This is a genomic window from Stackebrandtia sp. (genome assembly GCF_035643755.1).
GTDB lineage: Bacteria > Actinomycetota > Actinomycetes > Mycobacteriales > Micromonosporaceae > Stackebrandtia.
In genome coordinates, this window is the sequence record NZ_DASQPW010000283.1 from 41843 (window position 1) to 57176 (window position 15334).

The 15334-nt window shown below is 69.2% G+C and carries 14 protein-coding genes and 1 pseudogene; 9 read left to right on the plus strand and 6 right to left on the minus strand.

Annotation, left to right across the window (positions count from 1 at the left end):
- The first annotated feature begins 15 nt into the window (after nt 1–15).
- Nucleotides 16–2355 (plus strand): SpoIIE family protein phosphatase, encoded by a 2340-nt coding sequence (locus VE172_RS22130; protein WP_324804176.1) that lies wholly within the window; start codon nt 16–18, stop codon nt 2353–2355.
- Nucleotides 2356–2451: 96 nt separating this feature from the next.
- Nucleotides 2452–2889 (plus strand): SRPBCC family protein, encoded by a 438-nt coding sequence (locus tag VE172_RS22135; RefSeq protein WP_324804177.1) that lies wholly within the window; start codon nt 2452–2454, stop codon nt 2887–2889.
- Nucleotides 2890–3018: 129 nt separating this feature from the next.
- Here VE172_RS22135 and ligD read toward each other — a convergent pair whose 3' ends face one another.
- The 5 genes from ligD to VE172_RS22160 form a co-directional block, all read right to left on the minus strand.
- Complete coding sequence (gene ligD / locus VE172_RS22140; RefSeq protein ID WP_324804178.1) at nt 3019–3915, minus strand: non-homologous end-joining DNA ligase; 897 nt, start codon at nt 3913–3915, stop codon at nt 3019–3021.
- A gap of 69 nt (nt 3916–3984) precedes the next feature.
- Nucleotides 3985–4563 (minus strand): dTMP kinase, encoded by a 579-nt coding sequence (locus tag VE172_RS22145; RefSeq protein ID WP_324804179.1) that lies wholly within the window; start codon nt 4561–4563, stop codon nt 3985–3987.
- 108 nt (nt 4564–4671) lie between these two features.
- On the minus strand, nt 4672–6042 hold the full coding sequence (locus VE172_RS22150; protein WP_324804180.1) for an MFS transporter: 1371 nt from the start codon (nt 6040–6042) through the stop codon (nt 4672–4674).
- A gap of 92 nt (nt 6043–6134) precedes the next feature.
- Entirely contained in the window at nt 6135–6413 is a 279-nt protein-coding gene (locus tag VE172_RS22155; RefSeq protein ID WP_324804181.1) for a hypothetical protein, read from the minus strand.
- A 37-nt stretch (nt 6414–6450) separates the two neighbouring features.
- Entirely contained in the window at nt 6451–7698 is a 1248-nt protein-coding gene (locus tag VE172_RS22160; RefSeq protein ID WP_324804182.1) for a lanthionine synthetase LanC family protein, read from the minus strand.
- A 96-nt stretch (nt 7699–7794) separates the two neighbouring features.
- Here VE172_RS22160 and cpt point away from each other — a divergent pair, with 96 nt between their 5' ends.
- Complete coding sequence (gene cpt / locus VE172_RS22165) at nt 7795–8328, plus strand: chloramphenicol phosphotransferase CPT (protein WP_324804183.1); 534 nt, start codon at nt 7795–7797, stop codon at nt 8326–8328.
- Nucleotides 8329–8342: 14 nt separating this feature from the next.
- Nucleotides 8343–9137: pseudogene (locus VE172_RS22170) on the plus strand (MerR family transcriptional regulator); the annotation flags it as partial.
- On the opposite strand, the gene VE172_RS22175 reads toward VE172_RS22170, so the two are convergent.
- Nucleotides 9138–10046 carry a DUF6891 domain-containing protein gene (locus tag VE172_RS22175; protein WP_324804189.1) on the minus strand — a complete coding sequence of 303 codons (909 nt, stop codon included), beginning with the start codon at nt 10044–10046 and terminating at the stop codon, nt 9138–9140.
- 151 nt (nt 10047–10197) lie between these two features.
- On the opposite strand from VE172_RS22175, the gene VE172_RS22180 reads away from it, so the two are divergent.
- The 5 genes from VE172_RS22180 to VE172_RS22200 all read left to right on the plus strand — a co-directional run.
- Nucleotides 10198–11523, plus strand: a complete 1326-nt coding sequence (locus tag VE172_RS22180) for an ABC transporter substrate-binding protein (protein WP_324804184.1) — start codon at nt 10198–10200, stop codon at nt 11521–11523.
- A 56-nt stretch (nt 11524–11579) separates the two neighbouring features.
- On the plus strand, nt 11580–12503 hold the full coding sequence (locus VE172_RS22185) for a carbohydrate ABC transporter permease (protein WP_324804185.1): 924 nt from the start codon (nt 11580–11582) through the stop codon (nt 12501–12503).
- The gene (locus tag VE172_RS22190) at nt 12500–13351 is read left to right on the plus strand and encodes a carbohydrate ABC transporter permease (protein ID WP_324804186.1); all 852 of its coding nucleotides are present in this window, start codon (nt 12500–12502) and stop codon (nt 13349–13351) included. Before VE172_RS22185 ends, VE172_RS22190 begins: the two co-directional genes overlap by 4 nt.
- Nucleotides 13348–14739 (plus strand): GH1 family beta-glucosidase, encoded by a 1392-nt coding sequence (locus VE172_RS22195; RefSeq protein ID WP_324804187.1) that lies wholly within the window; start codon nt 13348–13350, stop codon nt 14737–14739. The genes VE172_RS22190 and VE172_RS22195 overlap by 4 nt, the downstream gene beginning before the upstream one ends.
- A 42-nt stretch (nt 14740–14781) precedes the next feature.
- On the plus strand, nt 14782–15334 hold a 553-nt coding region (locus VE172_RS22200; protein WP_324804188.1), incomplete at its 3' end, for a LacI family DNA-binding transcriptional regulator.

The following is a 15334-nucleotide window of genomic DNA, read 5'->3' on the forward strand; positions in this document are numbered from 1 at the left end:
TGGTGCGCTATATCCATGTCCGAGGACGGCGGCACGGCGGAATCGATGGACGCGTTGGCGCGCACGGTGGACCGGCTGCGGTCCGAGCGGGACGGGCTGCGCGAGGCGATGCGCAACCGCGCCGTCATCGAACAGGCCAAGGGAATGATGGCCGAGCGGCTGTCGACCGATCCCGAGGAGGCGTTCGGCCATCTGGTGGAGCTGTCGACCCGAAGCAACGTCAAGGTCGTCGAGCTCGCGGCGGCGATCGTGGCGCGGCGACAGCCCGAGCTGCCCGATGCCCGGGGCGTCGCGCCGGACGAACCGCCCGACATTCCGTCGACAGCGGACTCCTTGGCCGTCACGGCCCTCCCCGTCGATCCCACCGCTCTTCGCACCGAACTGCGGCTGATCGGCACCCGGATCTCCGCGGCGACCAGCTTCGACGAACTGGCGGGTTCGATCACGGTGGCCACGGCGGCCTGGCCCGCGCCCGCGAACGTCATCGTCATGCTGCTGGAGGGCGACGGCGCCCTGCGTCTGGTGGGCGCCGCCGGTTTGTCCGTCACCTCCAGGAGCCAGTGGGACCGGCTGCCCCCGATCGAGAACGTTCCGATCGTGGCGGCGGTGCGAAAGAGGGCACCGGTGTTCCTGTTCGACATGGAGGCGATGTCCCAGCAGTACCCGGTCGTGGCCGATCGTCCACATGAGGCACTGGTGGCGATGCCCTTGACCAGTGGCGATGCCGTGATCGGCGCCCTGGAGGTCACCTGGCCCGAACCCGTGAAGATGGATGAGAGCAAGAGGTCGCAGCTGCTGTGGCTGGCGGGCCCGGCGGCGCGACGGTGCGAGGAGCTGGCCGCGCGCCCGGAGTCGTTCACGGGAACCTCGCTGAGCGAGGACTCGGTCGACGTCGGCCTGGCCTCGATCTTCATGTCGGCGCTGAGCGCCCCGGCGGTCCTGCTGGCGCCGCGGTTCGGCGACGACGGCCGAGTGGTGGACTTCGACGCCGAGCGCGCCAACAAGGCCGCGTCGACGGTCGCGACCACCGCCGCCGGCGGACCGGCCCGGCTCCTGACGGCCCTTCCCGACGTGGGATCGCGGCTGTTGTTTCCCGCGTTCGCCGAGACGCTGAGCGACGGGAAGCCGCGCCAGCTCGGCGACGTCGCCGTGACGACGACGCGCCGCGGCCGCGAGCGAACGTACCATGTGGACGTTCGTGCGAGTCGGGTGTGGAACCGGGTGCTCGTCACCTGGACCGTCGTGCCCGAGGCCACCCAGCGCCACGAGGCGCTTCTGCTGGCCGAGGAGGCGTTCGGCACCGGGGCGTTCTCGCTGAACCTGGAGACCGCCGAAAGCCACTGGACGCCGGGCATGTACCGCATCACGGGGCTCGACCCCGCCAAGGGCGTGCCCCCGCCCGACGCGATCGCCGCGCTCATTCACCCCGAGGACCAGGCGACGCTCCTCGCCGACGCCAACGGTCTGCGCTCGGGAAACACGCTGCGCCGGGAGCTCAGGGGCACCGGCGCCCTCGAGGGCCGGTACTTCATTGTGGAGATTCGCGCCGACCGCACCGCCGACGGCGAGGTGAGCCTCATCCGCGGCGCCTGCCGGGACGTCACCCGGTTCCATCGGCTGCGCACCCGATTGCGGCGGGAACGGGTCTCGGCCGCCGCGTCGCGCGGCGAGCGGGACAAGCTGCGCGGTATCGCCACCGAGATGCTGCGGCCCCTGTCGGCGCACGGCACGACCGCGGGGTTCGACATCACCGGACACCTCCGCCACGGGTCCAACGCCGCGGCTCGCTGCTGGTACGACGTCATGGCGCTTCCCCCCGGCGGTGTCGCCCTCGTCCTCGGTGAGGTGAATGGGGACGACCCGACCGCGGCCATGCTGCTGCTGCGCCACGCCGCCATCGCCTACGCCCTGGCGGGATGGGATCCCGGCGACGGCGTGGCGGCGGCCAACACCCTGTTCGCGTCCCTGGCCCCCGAACGGACGGCCACGATGACGATGGCGCGGTTGGATGACGGATCGCCGACGGTCACCTGGGTCACGGCGGGGCGGTCGGCCCCCGTCGTGGTTCAGGAGGGCCGGGCCGCGCCGCCGGCATCGGGATCGCTGGGACTGCCGCTGGGCGCGTCCCGCTCGGCGTCCTATCCGTCCAATGAGACGCGGCTGGGGCGCGGCGATCAGATCCTCATGTACACCGACGGCCTGCTGGGGGCCGACGGACGAGCGAGGCCCTTCGACGCGCTGTGTGAGGCGGCGACGCGGCGCTCGGCGGACGAGGTCGACCGGGCGCTGCGCGAAGGTCGCGCCGACCCGATCGGGTCCGACGCGGGCCTGCTGCTGGCACGAAGACGGGCCTGACATTTAGTGCCGCGAACGGGTTTAGCCCGGCCGTGTCGGGGTACAACCCTCCCATACCGATGACCACTCGACATGGAACCGGTTTGGAGGCACGACATGGGAAACGTCACCGAAAGCACCACGGTCAACGTCCCGGCCGCGGACGCGTTCGCGCAGTGGTCGAGATTCGAGGAGCTGCCGAGATTCATGGACGGCGTGCGCAACGTGGACATGATCGGCGACGGAATGACACATTGGACCATCGACATCGGCGGAGTGACCCGCGACTTCGACGCGCGGGTGCTGTCCGTCGAGCTGGACAGGCGCGTCGCCTGGGCCTCGGTCGACGGACCGCGTCACGCGGGGAGCGTGGAATTCAAGCCCCTCGGCGACCACGCGACCCAGATCACCGCCGAGGTCGACATCGACCCGGAGGGGTTCGTGGAGAACGCCGCCGACAAGCTCGGGGTCATCAACCTGCGCCTCAAGCGCGACCTTGAGCAGTTCAAGATCCTCATGGAGAACCCCATGAAGCCACGGGACGGGCTCGCATGAGCACACAAGCCTCGCGATCGGTCGCCGCCCTCGTCCTCTGGGGTGGGACGGGCGAGCGACCTTCTGGGTAAGGGGATAAAGGACGGTGCGGTGCGTCATTCAGTTGGTCGCACCGCACCGTCCCTCCGCTCAGCCGTCGACCTTCGGCACCGTCGGACCCGGCTCCAGCAGCGGCGACCACAGGTCGCCGCTCTTCTCCACCCGATCCAGCACATCATTGGGCCCCAAAGGAAGCATTCGGGGGTCGTCGAGTTCGTCCCAGGTCAACGGGGCCGAGACCGTCGCCCGATTCAGGCCCCGCAGCGAGTACGGGGCCACCGTGGTCTTGGCGGCGTTGTTCTGGCTCCAGTCGATGAACACCTTCCCCTCGCGCTCCGCCTTGGGCATGCGCGCGGTCACCAGCGACGGGTGCTCGGTGGACAGTTGGACCGCCACGGACTTGGCGTACGCCGAGACCGTGGCGTCGGTCTGGGTTCCGGCGATCGGGCAGCACACGTGGATGCCGTGCTTGCCGGAGCTCTTGACGTACGGGTCGAGTCCGTCGGCGGCGAAGCGGTCGCGCAGCAGCCGCGCCGTGGCGACGCACTCGTCGAGCCCCGCGCCGCGTCCGGGGTCGAGGTCGGCGATCAGCCGGTCGGGGCGGTCGCTGGAGCGGTGCCCCCGAAAGTGCCACTGTGGCACATGGAGCTCCAGGGCGGCCTGGTTTCCCATCCAGGCAAGCGATTCGGCGTCCTCGGCCACGACGTAGTCGAGCGAGTCGCGTCCCTTGGTGGAGCCCGGCGTGGCGACGTTCTCCGTGCGGACCCAATCGGGCGTGGACTTCGGGGCGTTCTTCTCGTAGAAGGACTTCTCGCCCGTCCCGTTCGGATACCGGATCCGGGTCACCGGCCGGTTGACGATGTGCGGCAACATGACCGGCGCGATGCGACGGTAATAGTCGACGACGTCGCGCTTGGTGACGCCCCCGTCGGGGTACATCACCTTGTCGGGGTGGGAGACGTCGACGTGATGGCTCGAGCGTGGCATGGCGACCCCCTGCCGTGGTGAGCGGTCGGCTTCCCCCCGACCATAGTGGCTGCCAGGGGTCGACCCGGGTCATTCGGCGGCGACGAACAGGTGCGGCACGGCGTCGCGGACCGCCTCGCGCACGATGTCCGACACCGCGTCGACCCGGGCGCTGGCGTCGACATAGGTGAACCCCGCGGCCTCGGGCAGCGATCGGTAGGCGCGATCCAAGGCGCGCAGGCGATCCAGGGGCTCATCGTCGATGCCGCGGGTCTGCACGCGGTGCTGCGCCACCTCCGGTGGCACCGCGAAGTACATGGTGATGTCGGGGCGTTGCAGGCGTCCCAGGCGCCGCCGCACCCAGGGTTCCAGGTCCGGGCACACCATGCGGGTCCTGGCGTATTGGCACACGTCGTAGCGGTCGGCCACCAGGATGTCGCCATTGCCGACCGCGGCCAGATTGGCGTGCCGCAGCCAGGTCTCGGCGCGGATCGTCAGCCGGGGACCCAGCAGCGCGACCGAGTCGGCGCGGCCGAGGCGGCGCGCGGTGTTGCCCATCACGCGGCGTCCGTTGGCGGCCAGGCGATAGCGCACGGGGTGGCCGAGGTCGGCCAGCCAGTCGGTCAGGCGGGCGGCCTGGGTGGTCTTGCCCGCACCGTCGATACCCACGAGTGCGATGGTCGCCGGTCTGGTCGCGAGGGCCATGCCTTCCATGGTGCATGAAGGGCATGGCCACTCTCGGTGACGGTCGATTATCCCTACGTCATGTAGGGCCGGTCAGGACTTCGCGGCCTCCTCGAAGGCGTGCCCCGACTCGGTGTCCAAATAGGTGGTGCCGCGGTTGCGCAGCCAGAAGATGTACACGCCCAGCGAGATCGCGATGGTGACGGTGACGTAGATGATGAACTGCGGCACCATGTTGTCCGCCTTCATCGCCTCGAAGATCAGCGGGGCGGTCCCGCCGAACACCGAGTTGGCCACGGCGTACCCGAGGCCGACCCCCAGCGCCCGCACCCGGGCCGGGAACTGCTCGGACTTCACCAGCGCGTTGATCGACGTGTAGCCCGTCAGGATGATGTACGCGACGGCCAGCAACCCGAAGGTGGCGAAGGGATTGGTGGTCTTGGGCAGGTAGGTGAGCAGGAAGTACGTGTAGATCACGCCTCCGACGCCGAAGAACACCAGCAGCGGTTTGCGTCCGATGCGGTCGGAAATCCAGCCGCCCACCGGTTGCAGGCACATCAGGAAGATCAGTCCGATCAGGTTCACCCAGGTCGCCGTGACCGCCTCGTCGGCGTACGTGCTCTTCACGATGGCGGGGGCGTTGACACTGTACACATAGAACGCCAGCGTGCCGCCCATGGTGATCAGGAAGACCAGCAGCAGCGGGCTCCAGTACTTGGTGAACAGTTCCCGCAGCGAACCCGACTGGCGGTCGGCGCCCGAACGGGTCGCCTCCAGGTGCTCCTCGGACAGGGACTCGTCCATGGAACGCCGCAGCCACAACACGATCAGCGCGGCGACGCCGCCGATGGCGAACGGCACCCGCCACGCCCAGTCCTTCAGCTCGCCGTCGGTGAGGAACGCGAACAGGATCAGCAGGGTCAACTGGGCCAGCACCTGGCCGCCGACCAGCGTCACGTACTGGAACGAGGAGAAGAATCCGCGCTTGGAGCGGGTCGCCGCCTCGGACATGTAGGTGGCCGACGTCCCGTACTCGCCGCCGGTCGCGAAGCCCTGCACCAGGCGGCACAGCATGAGGACGATCGCGGCGAATATGCCGAGCGTGTCGTAGGTCGGCATGATCGCGATGATGAACGAACACGCCGCCATCACCGACACGCTGAACAACAGGGCGCTGCGGCGCCCGTGGCGGTCGGCGTAGCGCCCGAAGAACCACGACCCGACGGGGCGCATCAGGAACGTGACCGCGAAGATCGCGTAGGCGTAGATCCGGGTCTTCGTGTCCGCGGTACCGAAGAACTGCTTCTCGAAGAACGGGACGAAGGTCGTGTAGACGTAGACGTCGTACCACTCCACGAGGTTTCCCGACGAACCCCGCAGGGTGTTGAGAATCGCTCGCCGAGTGCTGGTGGGCGGGGCCAGCGGTGAGGTGGATTCGGGCGGCTGAGTCTTGTCGTCGGGCATGGACACTCCTCGGGCTAGCAGGTGGCCCGTATGTTACGCATCATGGCGCCGATTTCAAGCCTTCCCGAGATGTGACGTATGTGGACGGTCGGTCAGCGGTCACGCTGCGCGATCAGGCGCGCCACCTGGACCTCGAAGTCGGAGCTCACGGTGGCGCCGTGGACCTGGATCACCCAGGAGTCCACGGATGCCATGAACACGTCGCGTGACTTGATCCAGACCGGACGCGTCGGCTCGTAGCCCAGGGCGAGGCTCATGGCCTTCTCTCGGGCGGCCGTCCGATCGTCGCCGACATGGATCTGTTGGGACAGCAGGCGGCCCCGCTGGGTGTGTTCGAAGATCAGTACATGCCAGGGGCCCTCGTCGGTCATGTGGGAATTATGGCCGACGCCCGCGGCGCCGGGGCCGTCACGCGGCGCGGTCGGCCGACGGATGGTCGGGCAGCGGGGCGGCGTGGCGGGGGTCGCGGTCGGTGGCGGCGCGGACGTAGCGCAGCAGCTCGCGGACGATTCCCGCGTTTCCCTGTCCCCAGCCCGTGTGGGGTTCGAGGCGGCTGGGGGTGGCGCGGTGTTCGACATTGGACCAGCGGGCGCCGCGATCGTCGACTGTGGCGTGTTGGAGCAGATCGGCGGCCAGGACGTGGGCGAAGTCGAGGTCGGCGGCGGTGTCGGCCCGGCGATCGCAGGCCAGGGAGAGGACGCTGGCGGTGCCGCAGCAGCGGCCGTTGTTGTCCCAAAAGCCCGGCTCGAGTCGTTGGGGCAGGCCGGATGCGGCGATGGTGTGCCAGCAGGACTCCACCAGAGCGGTCCACTGTGGGTCCTTGGTGAGGGCGGCGAGCAGGCGGAAGGTCTGGGCGTCGCCGGCGGGGCCGTGGCACCAGCCGTAGCTGTAGCGGGGGGTGAGGTCGTTGGGGTGGGGCGGGTCGGAGTGGGGGACCAGGAAGCCGTCGGGCGCGTCCTCGTTGCGGGGCAGGACATCGGCGACACCCGCCAGCGCCAGTTCGGTGAGGTCGGCGCGGCCCGCGGCGTCGCCGACGGCGGCCAGGGCGTACGCGACGCCGAGGGTCCCGTGGGAGAAGTGGTGCATGCGGTACGTGGAGTCCTGGCGCGGTTCCCATTGCACGCCACGGGTTGTCGGCTCCGCGGCATCCACATAGGGCTCCACGGCGCGCACGGCCAGATCCACGTCGCCGCACGCCAGCGCGGCGGTCGCGATGCCCGCGTTGCCGAGCAGCAGCTCGAAGAACTCGCCCCAGCGCCGGCCGTCGAACTCCTCGCGGACCACCGCGAGCGCGCGCGTCGCCGCCACGCGGCTGTCATTGTCTCCCAAGACATCGGCGACGGCGTTCAGGACGAACGCGAAGCCCGATAGTCCACTGTACAGAGAAGAGTCCGCCCCGTCGTCGATGGCGCCCGCGACCGCGCGGGCCCCGCGCAGGGCCGCGTCGCCGTAGCGGTCGTCGCCGAAGTGTCGCTGGCCCTCCAGCATCGCCAGCACCACTCCCGCGGTGCCCTGGTACAGCGAGAAGGCGACGCCGTCGTCGCCGGGCCTGGCGGGCCAGGCCAGCCCGCCGTGCGAGGCGCGCGCCTGACCGAGCAGCCAGTCCAGGCCCTGGCGCCCCAGCGCCTCGACGGCGGGAATCCGGTCGTGCTCCACTGCGGGTCCTCCCGTTGGCGTGACGGCTTCGCGGCCATCAGCGTATCCGCCGCCAAACGGGTTGCCGACGCACCGCAGCGGGCCTAATGTGGCGCCATGACCACGCGGGTGATCGTTCTCAACGGCGGATCCAGCTCGGGAAAGACGGGCATCGGGCGGTGCCTCCAGGCGGTGCTGCCCGAGCCCTGGCTGCTGCTGGGCACCGACACGCTGGTCGAGGCGATGCCCGCGTCGATGACCTCCTCGTCGTCGGGCATCGACGTCGCCGCCGACGGCGAGGTCACGGTGGGGCAGGAGTTTCGGGACGTGGAGGCGGCCTGGATCGCGGGCGTGGCCGCGATGGCGCGCGCGGGCGGCCGCGTCATCGTCGACGAGGTGTTCCTCGGCGGCGCGCGGTCGCAGGAGCGCTGGACGGACGCGCTCGACGGCCTGGACGTGCTGTGGGTGGGGGTGCGCTGCGACCCACGGGTGGCGGCGGGCCGCGAGGCCGCGCGCGGGGATCGGGTGGCCGGGATGGCGGCGTCCCAGGCCGAGCTCGTGCATCGCGGCGTGCGCTACGACCTGGAGGTGGACACCACCGACACCGCGTCGCCGGAGTGCGCCCGCGCCATCGCCGGGCGCCTCGCGTGAGCCAGACTGATGCGATGAGCGGCCACGACGACAACCTCACCGTCGGCGGGACCTCCAGCCTGGTCGGCGTCAGCGTCAAGGCCCTGCACCACTGGGACGCCATCGGACTGGTGCGCCCCAGCCGGCGCACCTGGGCGGGCTACCGGGTCTACTCCAGTGAGGACATCGCTCGGATCCACCGCGTCCTGGTGTACAAGGAGCTGGGGTTCTCGCTGGCCGACATCGGCCGGATCCTGGACGATCCCGCCGTCGACGCCCGCGAGCACCTGCGCAGGCAGCGCGCCCAGCTGGTCGAGCGGGTCACGCACCTGGAGAAGATGGTGGGAGCGGTGGATCGGATGCTGGAGGCGTCGCGAACGGGGATGCGGCTGTCGCCGCGCGAGCAGGTCGACATCTTCGGCGACGACTGGAATCCCGCCTGGGTGGACGAGGCCGGGGAAAAGTGGGGAGACACTCCACAGTGGGTCCAATACGTGGAGCGGGCCAGCGACCTGAGCCCCGCCGACTGGAAGGAGGTCGCCGCCGAGACCCACCAGCTGGACGCCGACCTCGCCGCGGCGCTGCGCGACGGCGTCGAACCCGGCTCGGAGGCGGCCAACGCGCTGGCCGAGCGGCACCGCGCCCTGATGTCGCGCTACTTCGACTGCACCCACTCGATGCACGCGTGCATGGGGCGCATGTTCGCCGGCGACCCCGGCTTCGCCGCGCATTTCAACTCCATGGCCGCGGGTCTGGCGCCGTGGGTGCGCGCGGCGATCTTCGCCAACGCGCGCGCCCACGGCGTCGACCCCGAGACCGCCACATGGGAGTTAACGCAGGCGGTGCTTCCAGTCCAGCTCGACGACCTGGATGCGCTGTGCGAGAGTGCCGTCCCACCGCGTCGTCATGCCCGCGGCGGTGAACGCCTCGACCACCTCGCGGCCCACCGCCAGGCTCGCCGCCTCGCCGTCGGCGTAGGCACCGTAGGCGAGGTAGAGGCTGCCGTCGATGGCGTGCTCGGCGTCCTGCTGGTGGAAGAACACGTAGCCGCGGTCGCCCTCGATGGCCTCGCCGCGGATCTCGGCGGTGCCGCAGCTCATGCAGCAGGTGAAGTTGGTCTTGGCGGTGATCCCGTTGTGGCACAGCTGGTCGAAGACCTCGTTGACGCGATCGGCGTCGGTGACCTCGGGCCAGGAGCGCTGTTCGGCGACCCGCTCCAGCCACAGCGGCTCCAGGATCGCCTCGGCCTGCGGCCTGATGATCGGGTCGTCGGGCTCCGCGCCGTCCATGATGGCCTGGAGGATGTCGTTGTAGGAGCTGTAGCCGTGGTCGATGAAGCGGCGGGCGGTCTGGCGGGCGTAGTCGGCGGCCTCGTCGTCCACGGGGGGAACCAGCTGGTCAGAGTCCTGAAAGGACTGTGTCCAGTCGGCGCCACGCTTCCAGTCGGCCTCCTCGGCGGCCCAGGCCAGGATCAGCGCCGCGACCGTGGCGGGATCGGCCACGGACGTCTCGTACATCTCGGCGCCGTCGCGGTACTCCACGTCGAAGGCGCCATCGCCGTCTCTATATGTCTGGATGAAGCGGCGGGGTAGCTGCGGGACCCGATCCACCACCAGGAAGTGGTTGTCGGCGCCCCCGATGTCTCTCACCAGATTGTTCAACTCGTCGACGGTGGGTTCGGCGACCTCCGGGGAGGTCTCTCGCTCGATGCGGATCGGAAGCCTTTGGCTGCAAGACATCACGAAATTGTAAAGATCTGCCGCCGGCGACTTGACGCCGCCTCGATATTGGTCATATGTTGTATGGGAGCGCTCCCAAAAATGGCCCGCGGCTGCCCAGTCGCGAGGGAAGAGTCGCGCCGATCGCGATTCGTCCGAAAGGGATGGACAAATGACAAGAGTATTGCGCCGCACCCGTGCGGTCGCCCTGGCGGCGGTGTTGGCGCTGGTCGCCACCGCGACCGCCGCGTGCAGCAACGGCGACGACGGACTGGACGCCAACGGCAACATCGTGCTGACCGTCAAGGTCTTCGGCGGCGCGGGTTTCGGCTACGACAACCTGGTCAAACAGTACGAGAAGGACCACAAGGGAATCAAGGTCAAGTACCAGATCGTCACCGACGACTACGACAACGAGTTCCGCCCCCAGATGCTGCAGTGGCTGGAGGCGGGCAGCGGCGCCGGCGACGTGGTCGGCATCGAGGAACAGGGCGTCGGCCAGATGATGTCGCTGTCCGACGCGTGGGCCGATCTGTCGCAGTACGGCCTCAACTCCCGCAAGAAGGACTACCCGTCCTGGAAGTGGGAGCTCGGGCACACCGGCGACGGCAAGCTCGCCGGTTTGGGAACCGACGTCGGCGGCATGGCCATGTGTTACCGCACCGACCTGTTCAAGAAGGCCGGTCTGCCCACCGATCGCGACAAGGTGAGTCGCATGTGGAAGGACTGGGACGGCTTCACCAAGGCGGGCGAGAAGTTCGTCGCCTCCGGCGTCAAGTCGGCGTTCGTGGACAGTCCCAACCAGCTGTACAACACCCGCATGATCCAGGAGGCGGGCAAGGCCGACGGGATCAGCTACTTCGACCGCCACGACAAGTACGTGCTCGGTAAGAACAAGGCGGTGCGCACCGCCTTCGACTACATCAAGACGCTGAACTCCAAGAAGATCATCGGCAAGTACCAGAACCTGTCGGACGAGTGGAAGAAGGCGATGCAGGCCGACGGCTTCGCCACGATGGCCTGCCCCGCCTGGATGATGGGCGTCATCAAGGACACCTCGGGCAAGTCCAACGCCGGAAAGTGGGACGTGGCAACCGTTCCCGGAGGCAGTGGCAACTGGGGCGGCTCGTGGCTCGGCGTTCCCGCGCAAAGCAAGCACCCGGAAGAGGCCGCCAAGCTCGCCAGCTACCTGACGAGCACCTCCAGCCAGGTCACCGCCTTCGAGAAGATCAGCGCCTTCCCCAGTTCCGTCAAGGGCCAGAAGGACCCGAAGGTCGCCAAGCTGAGCGACAAGTACTTCAACGACGCGCCCACCGGCAAGATCATCGGCGACTCGGTGCGCAACTTCAAGCCCGTCTACTTCGGGGAGTTGCATTCGGCGGTGCGGGCCGCCGTCGAGGACGTCCTGTTCGGGATGGTGCAGGGCACCTACTCCCCGAGCGAGGCGTGGCCCAAGTTCGTCAAGGCGGGCCAAAAGGTGGTCGACACCTCCCAGTAGCCGCCAATGGCTCGCCGGGCATGCCCGGCGAGCCATCCCCGCCCGAAAGGACCCCCATGGCCACCACCGCCAAGGTCCCGCCGCGCGGCACCCTCGCCGCCCGCGCCGACCTCAAGGCCAGCCCGTACCTGTTCGTCTCCCCGTACTTCCTGCTGTTCGCCCTGTTCGGGCTGTTCCCGCTCGGGTTCACGCTGTGGGTGTCGCTGTACAACTGGAAACTCGCCGGCGACAAGACCTACGTGGGTTTGCACAACTATCGATTCCTGCTGGGCGATGACGGGTTCTGGGGAGCCGTCACCAACACCCTCGGGATGTTCGTGATGGCGACGGTCCCGCAGCTGGTGCTGGCGCTGCTGCTGGCCAACGCCCTCAACAGGCGGATGCGCGGCCGCCTCGCGCTGCGCATGGGCGTGCTGCTGCCGATGGTCACCTCCGTGGTGGCCGTGGCGATCGTGTTCTCGCAGCTGTTCAGCCACCAGTACGGCATGATCAACTGGTTGCTGTCGCTACTCGGCGTCGACCGGATCGACTGGACGGCGGGCAAGCTTCCATCCTGGACGGCTATATCGGCCATGGTGGACTGGCGGTGGACCGGGTACAACGCGATCATCTACCTGGCGGCGATGCAGACCATTCCCTCCGACCTCTACGAGGCCGCCGCCCTCGACGGGGCGTCCCCGCGGCGCCAGTTCTGGCACATCACGGTGCCGCAGCTCAAGCCGGTCATCGTGTTCACCGTCTTCATCTCCACCATGGGCGGTCTGATGCTGTTCGCCGAACCCATGATGTTCGGCGACGGGCGCCTCGACGGCGGCTCGCGCGGCGACTTCCAGACCATCAGCCTGTACATCGTGCAGGCGTTTCGCGAACGCAACAACTACGGCATGGCCGCCGCGGCGGCCTGGCTGCTGTTCCTGCTGATCATGATCGTGGCGCTGGTGAATTACCTGCTGGTCAACCGGGTGCGAGGTACCAAATGAATCGTCATGCCCCCACTCGACTGTGGAGCGCCAGCCCCCTGACCCGCCTGGCCCTGCTGGTGGCGCTGGTGCTGTCGGTGTGGCCGCTGTACTGGATGGTCGTCATCGCCAGCCGCGACACCTCCGCCGCCAGTCAGGTGCCGCCGCCGTTCCTGCCCGGCGGCAACCTCGGCACCAACGTGCGCCGCGCCCTGGCCGACGAGTCGTCGCACCTGCTGACGGGCCTGGGCAACTCGATCGTCGTGTCGGGCACCGTGACCCTGGCGGTGGTCGTCATCTCCTCGCTGGCGGGTTTCGCGTTCGCGCGGCTGCGATTCGCCGGGCGCACCGGCCTCCTGGTCGTCGTGTTGTTGACCATGATGGTTCCGCTGCAACAGATCGGGATCATCCCGCTGTACATCGCCATGGTCCAGTTGAACTGGGTCAACACCATGCAAGCGGTGATCCTCCCGTTCCTGGTCAACGGGTTCGGGATATTCCTGATGCGACAGTACACAGTGCAGGCGGTGCCCAACGAGCTCATCGAGGCCGCGCGGATGGACGGCGCGTCCACCTGGCGGATCTACCTCAGCGTGGTGCTTCCCGCGGTGCGGCCCGGGATCGCGGTGCTGGCGCTGCTGACGTTCATGCAGAACTGGAACGAGTTCCTGTGGCCCCTGGTGGTGCTGCAACCCGACAACCCGACCGTCCAGGTGGCGATCCGGGGGCTGTCGCAGTCCAATCACGGACAGGACTATTCGATGATCTTCACCGGCACGCTGCTGTCCATCGTTCCCCTGGTGGTGGTGTTCGCCGCCTTTGGACGGCAGATCGTGGGTGGACTGATGGAAGGCGCGGTGAAGGCATGAGCGGTGAATTCGGCCCCGATTTCGTATGGGGCGCGGCGTCCTCGGCATACCAGGTGGAGGGCGCGGTCGACGTGGACGGGCGCGGTCGGTCCATCTGGGACACCTTCGTCGACGAGCCCGGGCGGGTGCTGGACGGCACCACCGCGGCGTCGGCCACCGAGGCGTACACCCGCGTCGATGAGGACGTCGCGGTGATGAAACGCCTGGGGCTGAAGGCGTATCGCTTCTCGGTGTCGTGGTCGCGGGTCGATCCCGACGGCGACGGCCGCGCCAACCAGCGCGGCCTGGACTACTACCGTCGCCTGGTCGACGCCCTCCTGGAGGCGGGCATCGCGCCGTGGATCACGCTGTACCACTGGGATCTGCCGCAGGCCCTCGAGGACGCCGGCGGCTGGCCCGAACGCGACACCGCGCGGCGCTTCGCCGACTACGCCGCCCTCACCTACGAGGCGCTGTCGGACCGCGTGGGCACCTGGATCACCGTCAACGAGCCCTGGTGCGCGGCGTTCGTCGGCTACGCGTCGGGTGAGCACGCGCCGGGGCGCCGCGAACCCGCCGCCGCGGTCCGCGCCGCCCACCACCTGCTGCTCGGCCACGGGCTGGCGGTGGGCGCGCTGCGTTCTCTCGATCCCGGCCCCCGCCTGGCGATCGGGCTCAACCTCTACCCGGTGCGTGCGGTCGGGGACGACGCCGCCGACGCCGCGCGCCGCATCGACGGTGCCCAGAACCGGCTCTTCGCCGACCCGGTCCTGAAGGGACGCTATCCGTCCGATGTGCTGGACGACCTCGCGCCGGTGACCGACTTCGGCCACATCCGCGACGGCGACCTGGAGACCATCAGCCGACCCATCGATCTGTTGTGCGTCAACTACTACAGCCCCTACTACGTCACGGCGCGCTCCGACGGCGCCGCGTCGGTGTCGGCGGCGCCCACCGGGGCGGGCTCGCCGTGGCCCGGCAACGACCACGTCGGTTTCGTGCGCGGCAGCGCCGAGCAGACCTCCATGGGCTGGGACATCGAGCCCGACGGCCTGCGCGAGACGCTGGTGCGGCTCGGCCGCGACTACCCCGGCATCCCGCTGGCGGTGTCGGAGAACGGCGCCGCCTTCGACGATGTCCGCGACGGCGACCGGGTGCGCGACACCCGGCGCCGCGACTACCTGGCCGCCCACATCGACGCCTGCGCCCGGGCCGTCGCCGAGGGCGCGCCGCTGGAGGGCTACTTCGCGTGGTCCCTCATGGACAACTTCGAGTGGGCCTGGGGACTGTCCAAGCGTTTCGGCCTGGTCTACGTCGACTTCGACACCCAGGAACGCCTGGTCAAGGACAGCGGCCGCTGGTACGCCGAAATGATCGCGCGGTCGACCGGCGCCCGTCCGGCAGAATAGGGCGGTACGGACCCAGGCGTTCACACCGAGGAGACCACCGCCATGCGCAAGACACCCGCGCCGACGCTCGACATGGTCGCCGCCCGCGCCGGCGTCGGCCGCGGCACGGTGTCGCGGGTGATCAACGGCTCGTCCCAGGTCTCCGAGCGCGCCCGCGCCGCGGTGCGGCGCGCGGTGGAGGAGCTCGGGTACGTCCCCAACCAGGCGGCCCGCACCCTGGTGACCCGCCGCACCGGCACCGTCGCCCTGGTGATCTCGGAGTCGCAGGACCGGCTGTGGGGCGAGCCGTACTTCGCCGGGGTGATCCGGGGCATCAGCCGCCAGCTGGCGGAGTTCGACCTGCGGCTCATGTTCACCCTCGCGTCGTCCACACAGGAACGCGAGCGGCTCGAGCCGTACCTGCTGGGACACCATGTCGACGGCGCCCTGTTGATCTCGCTGCACGGCGACGACCCGCTGCCGCGTCATCTGCGCGACTCGGGACTGCCCGTCGTTCTGTGTGGCGCCCCGGTGGGCGACCGCAACGTCGCCTATGTGGACAGCGACAACGGCGGCGGCGCCCGCCGGGCCGTCGAACATCTGCTTTCCCAAGGTC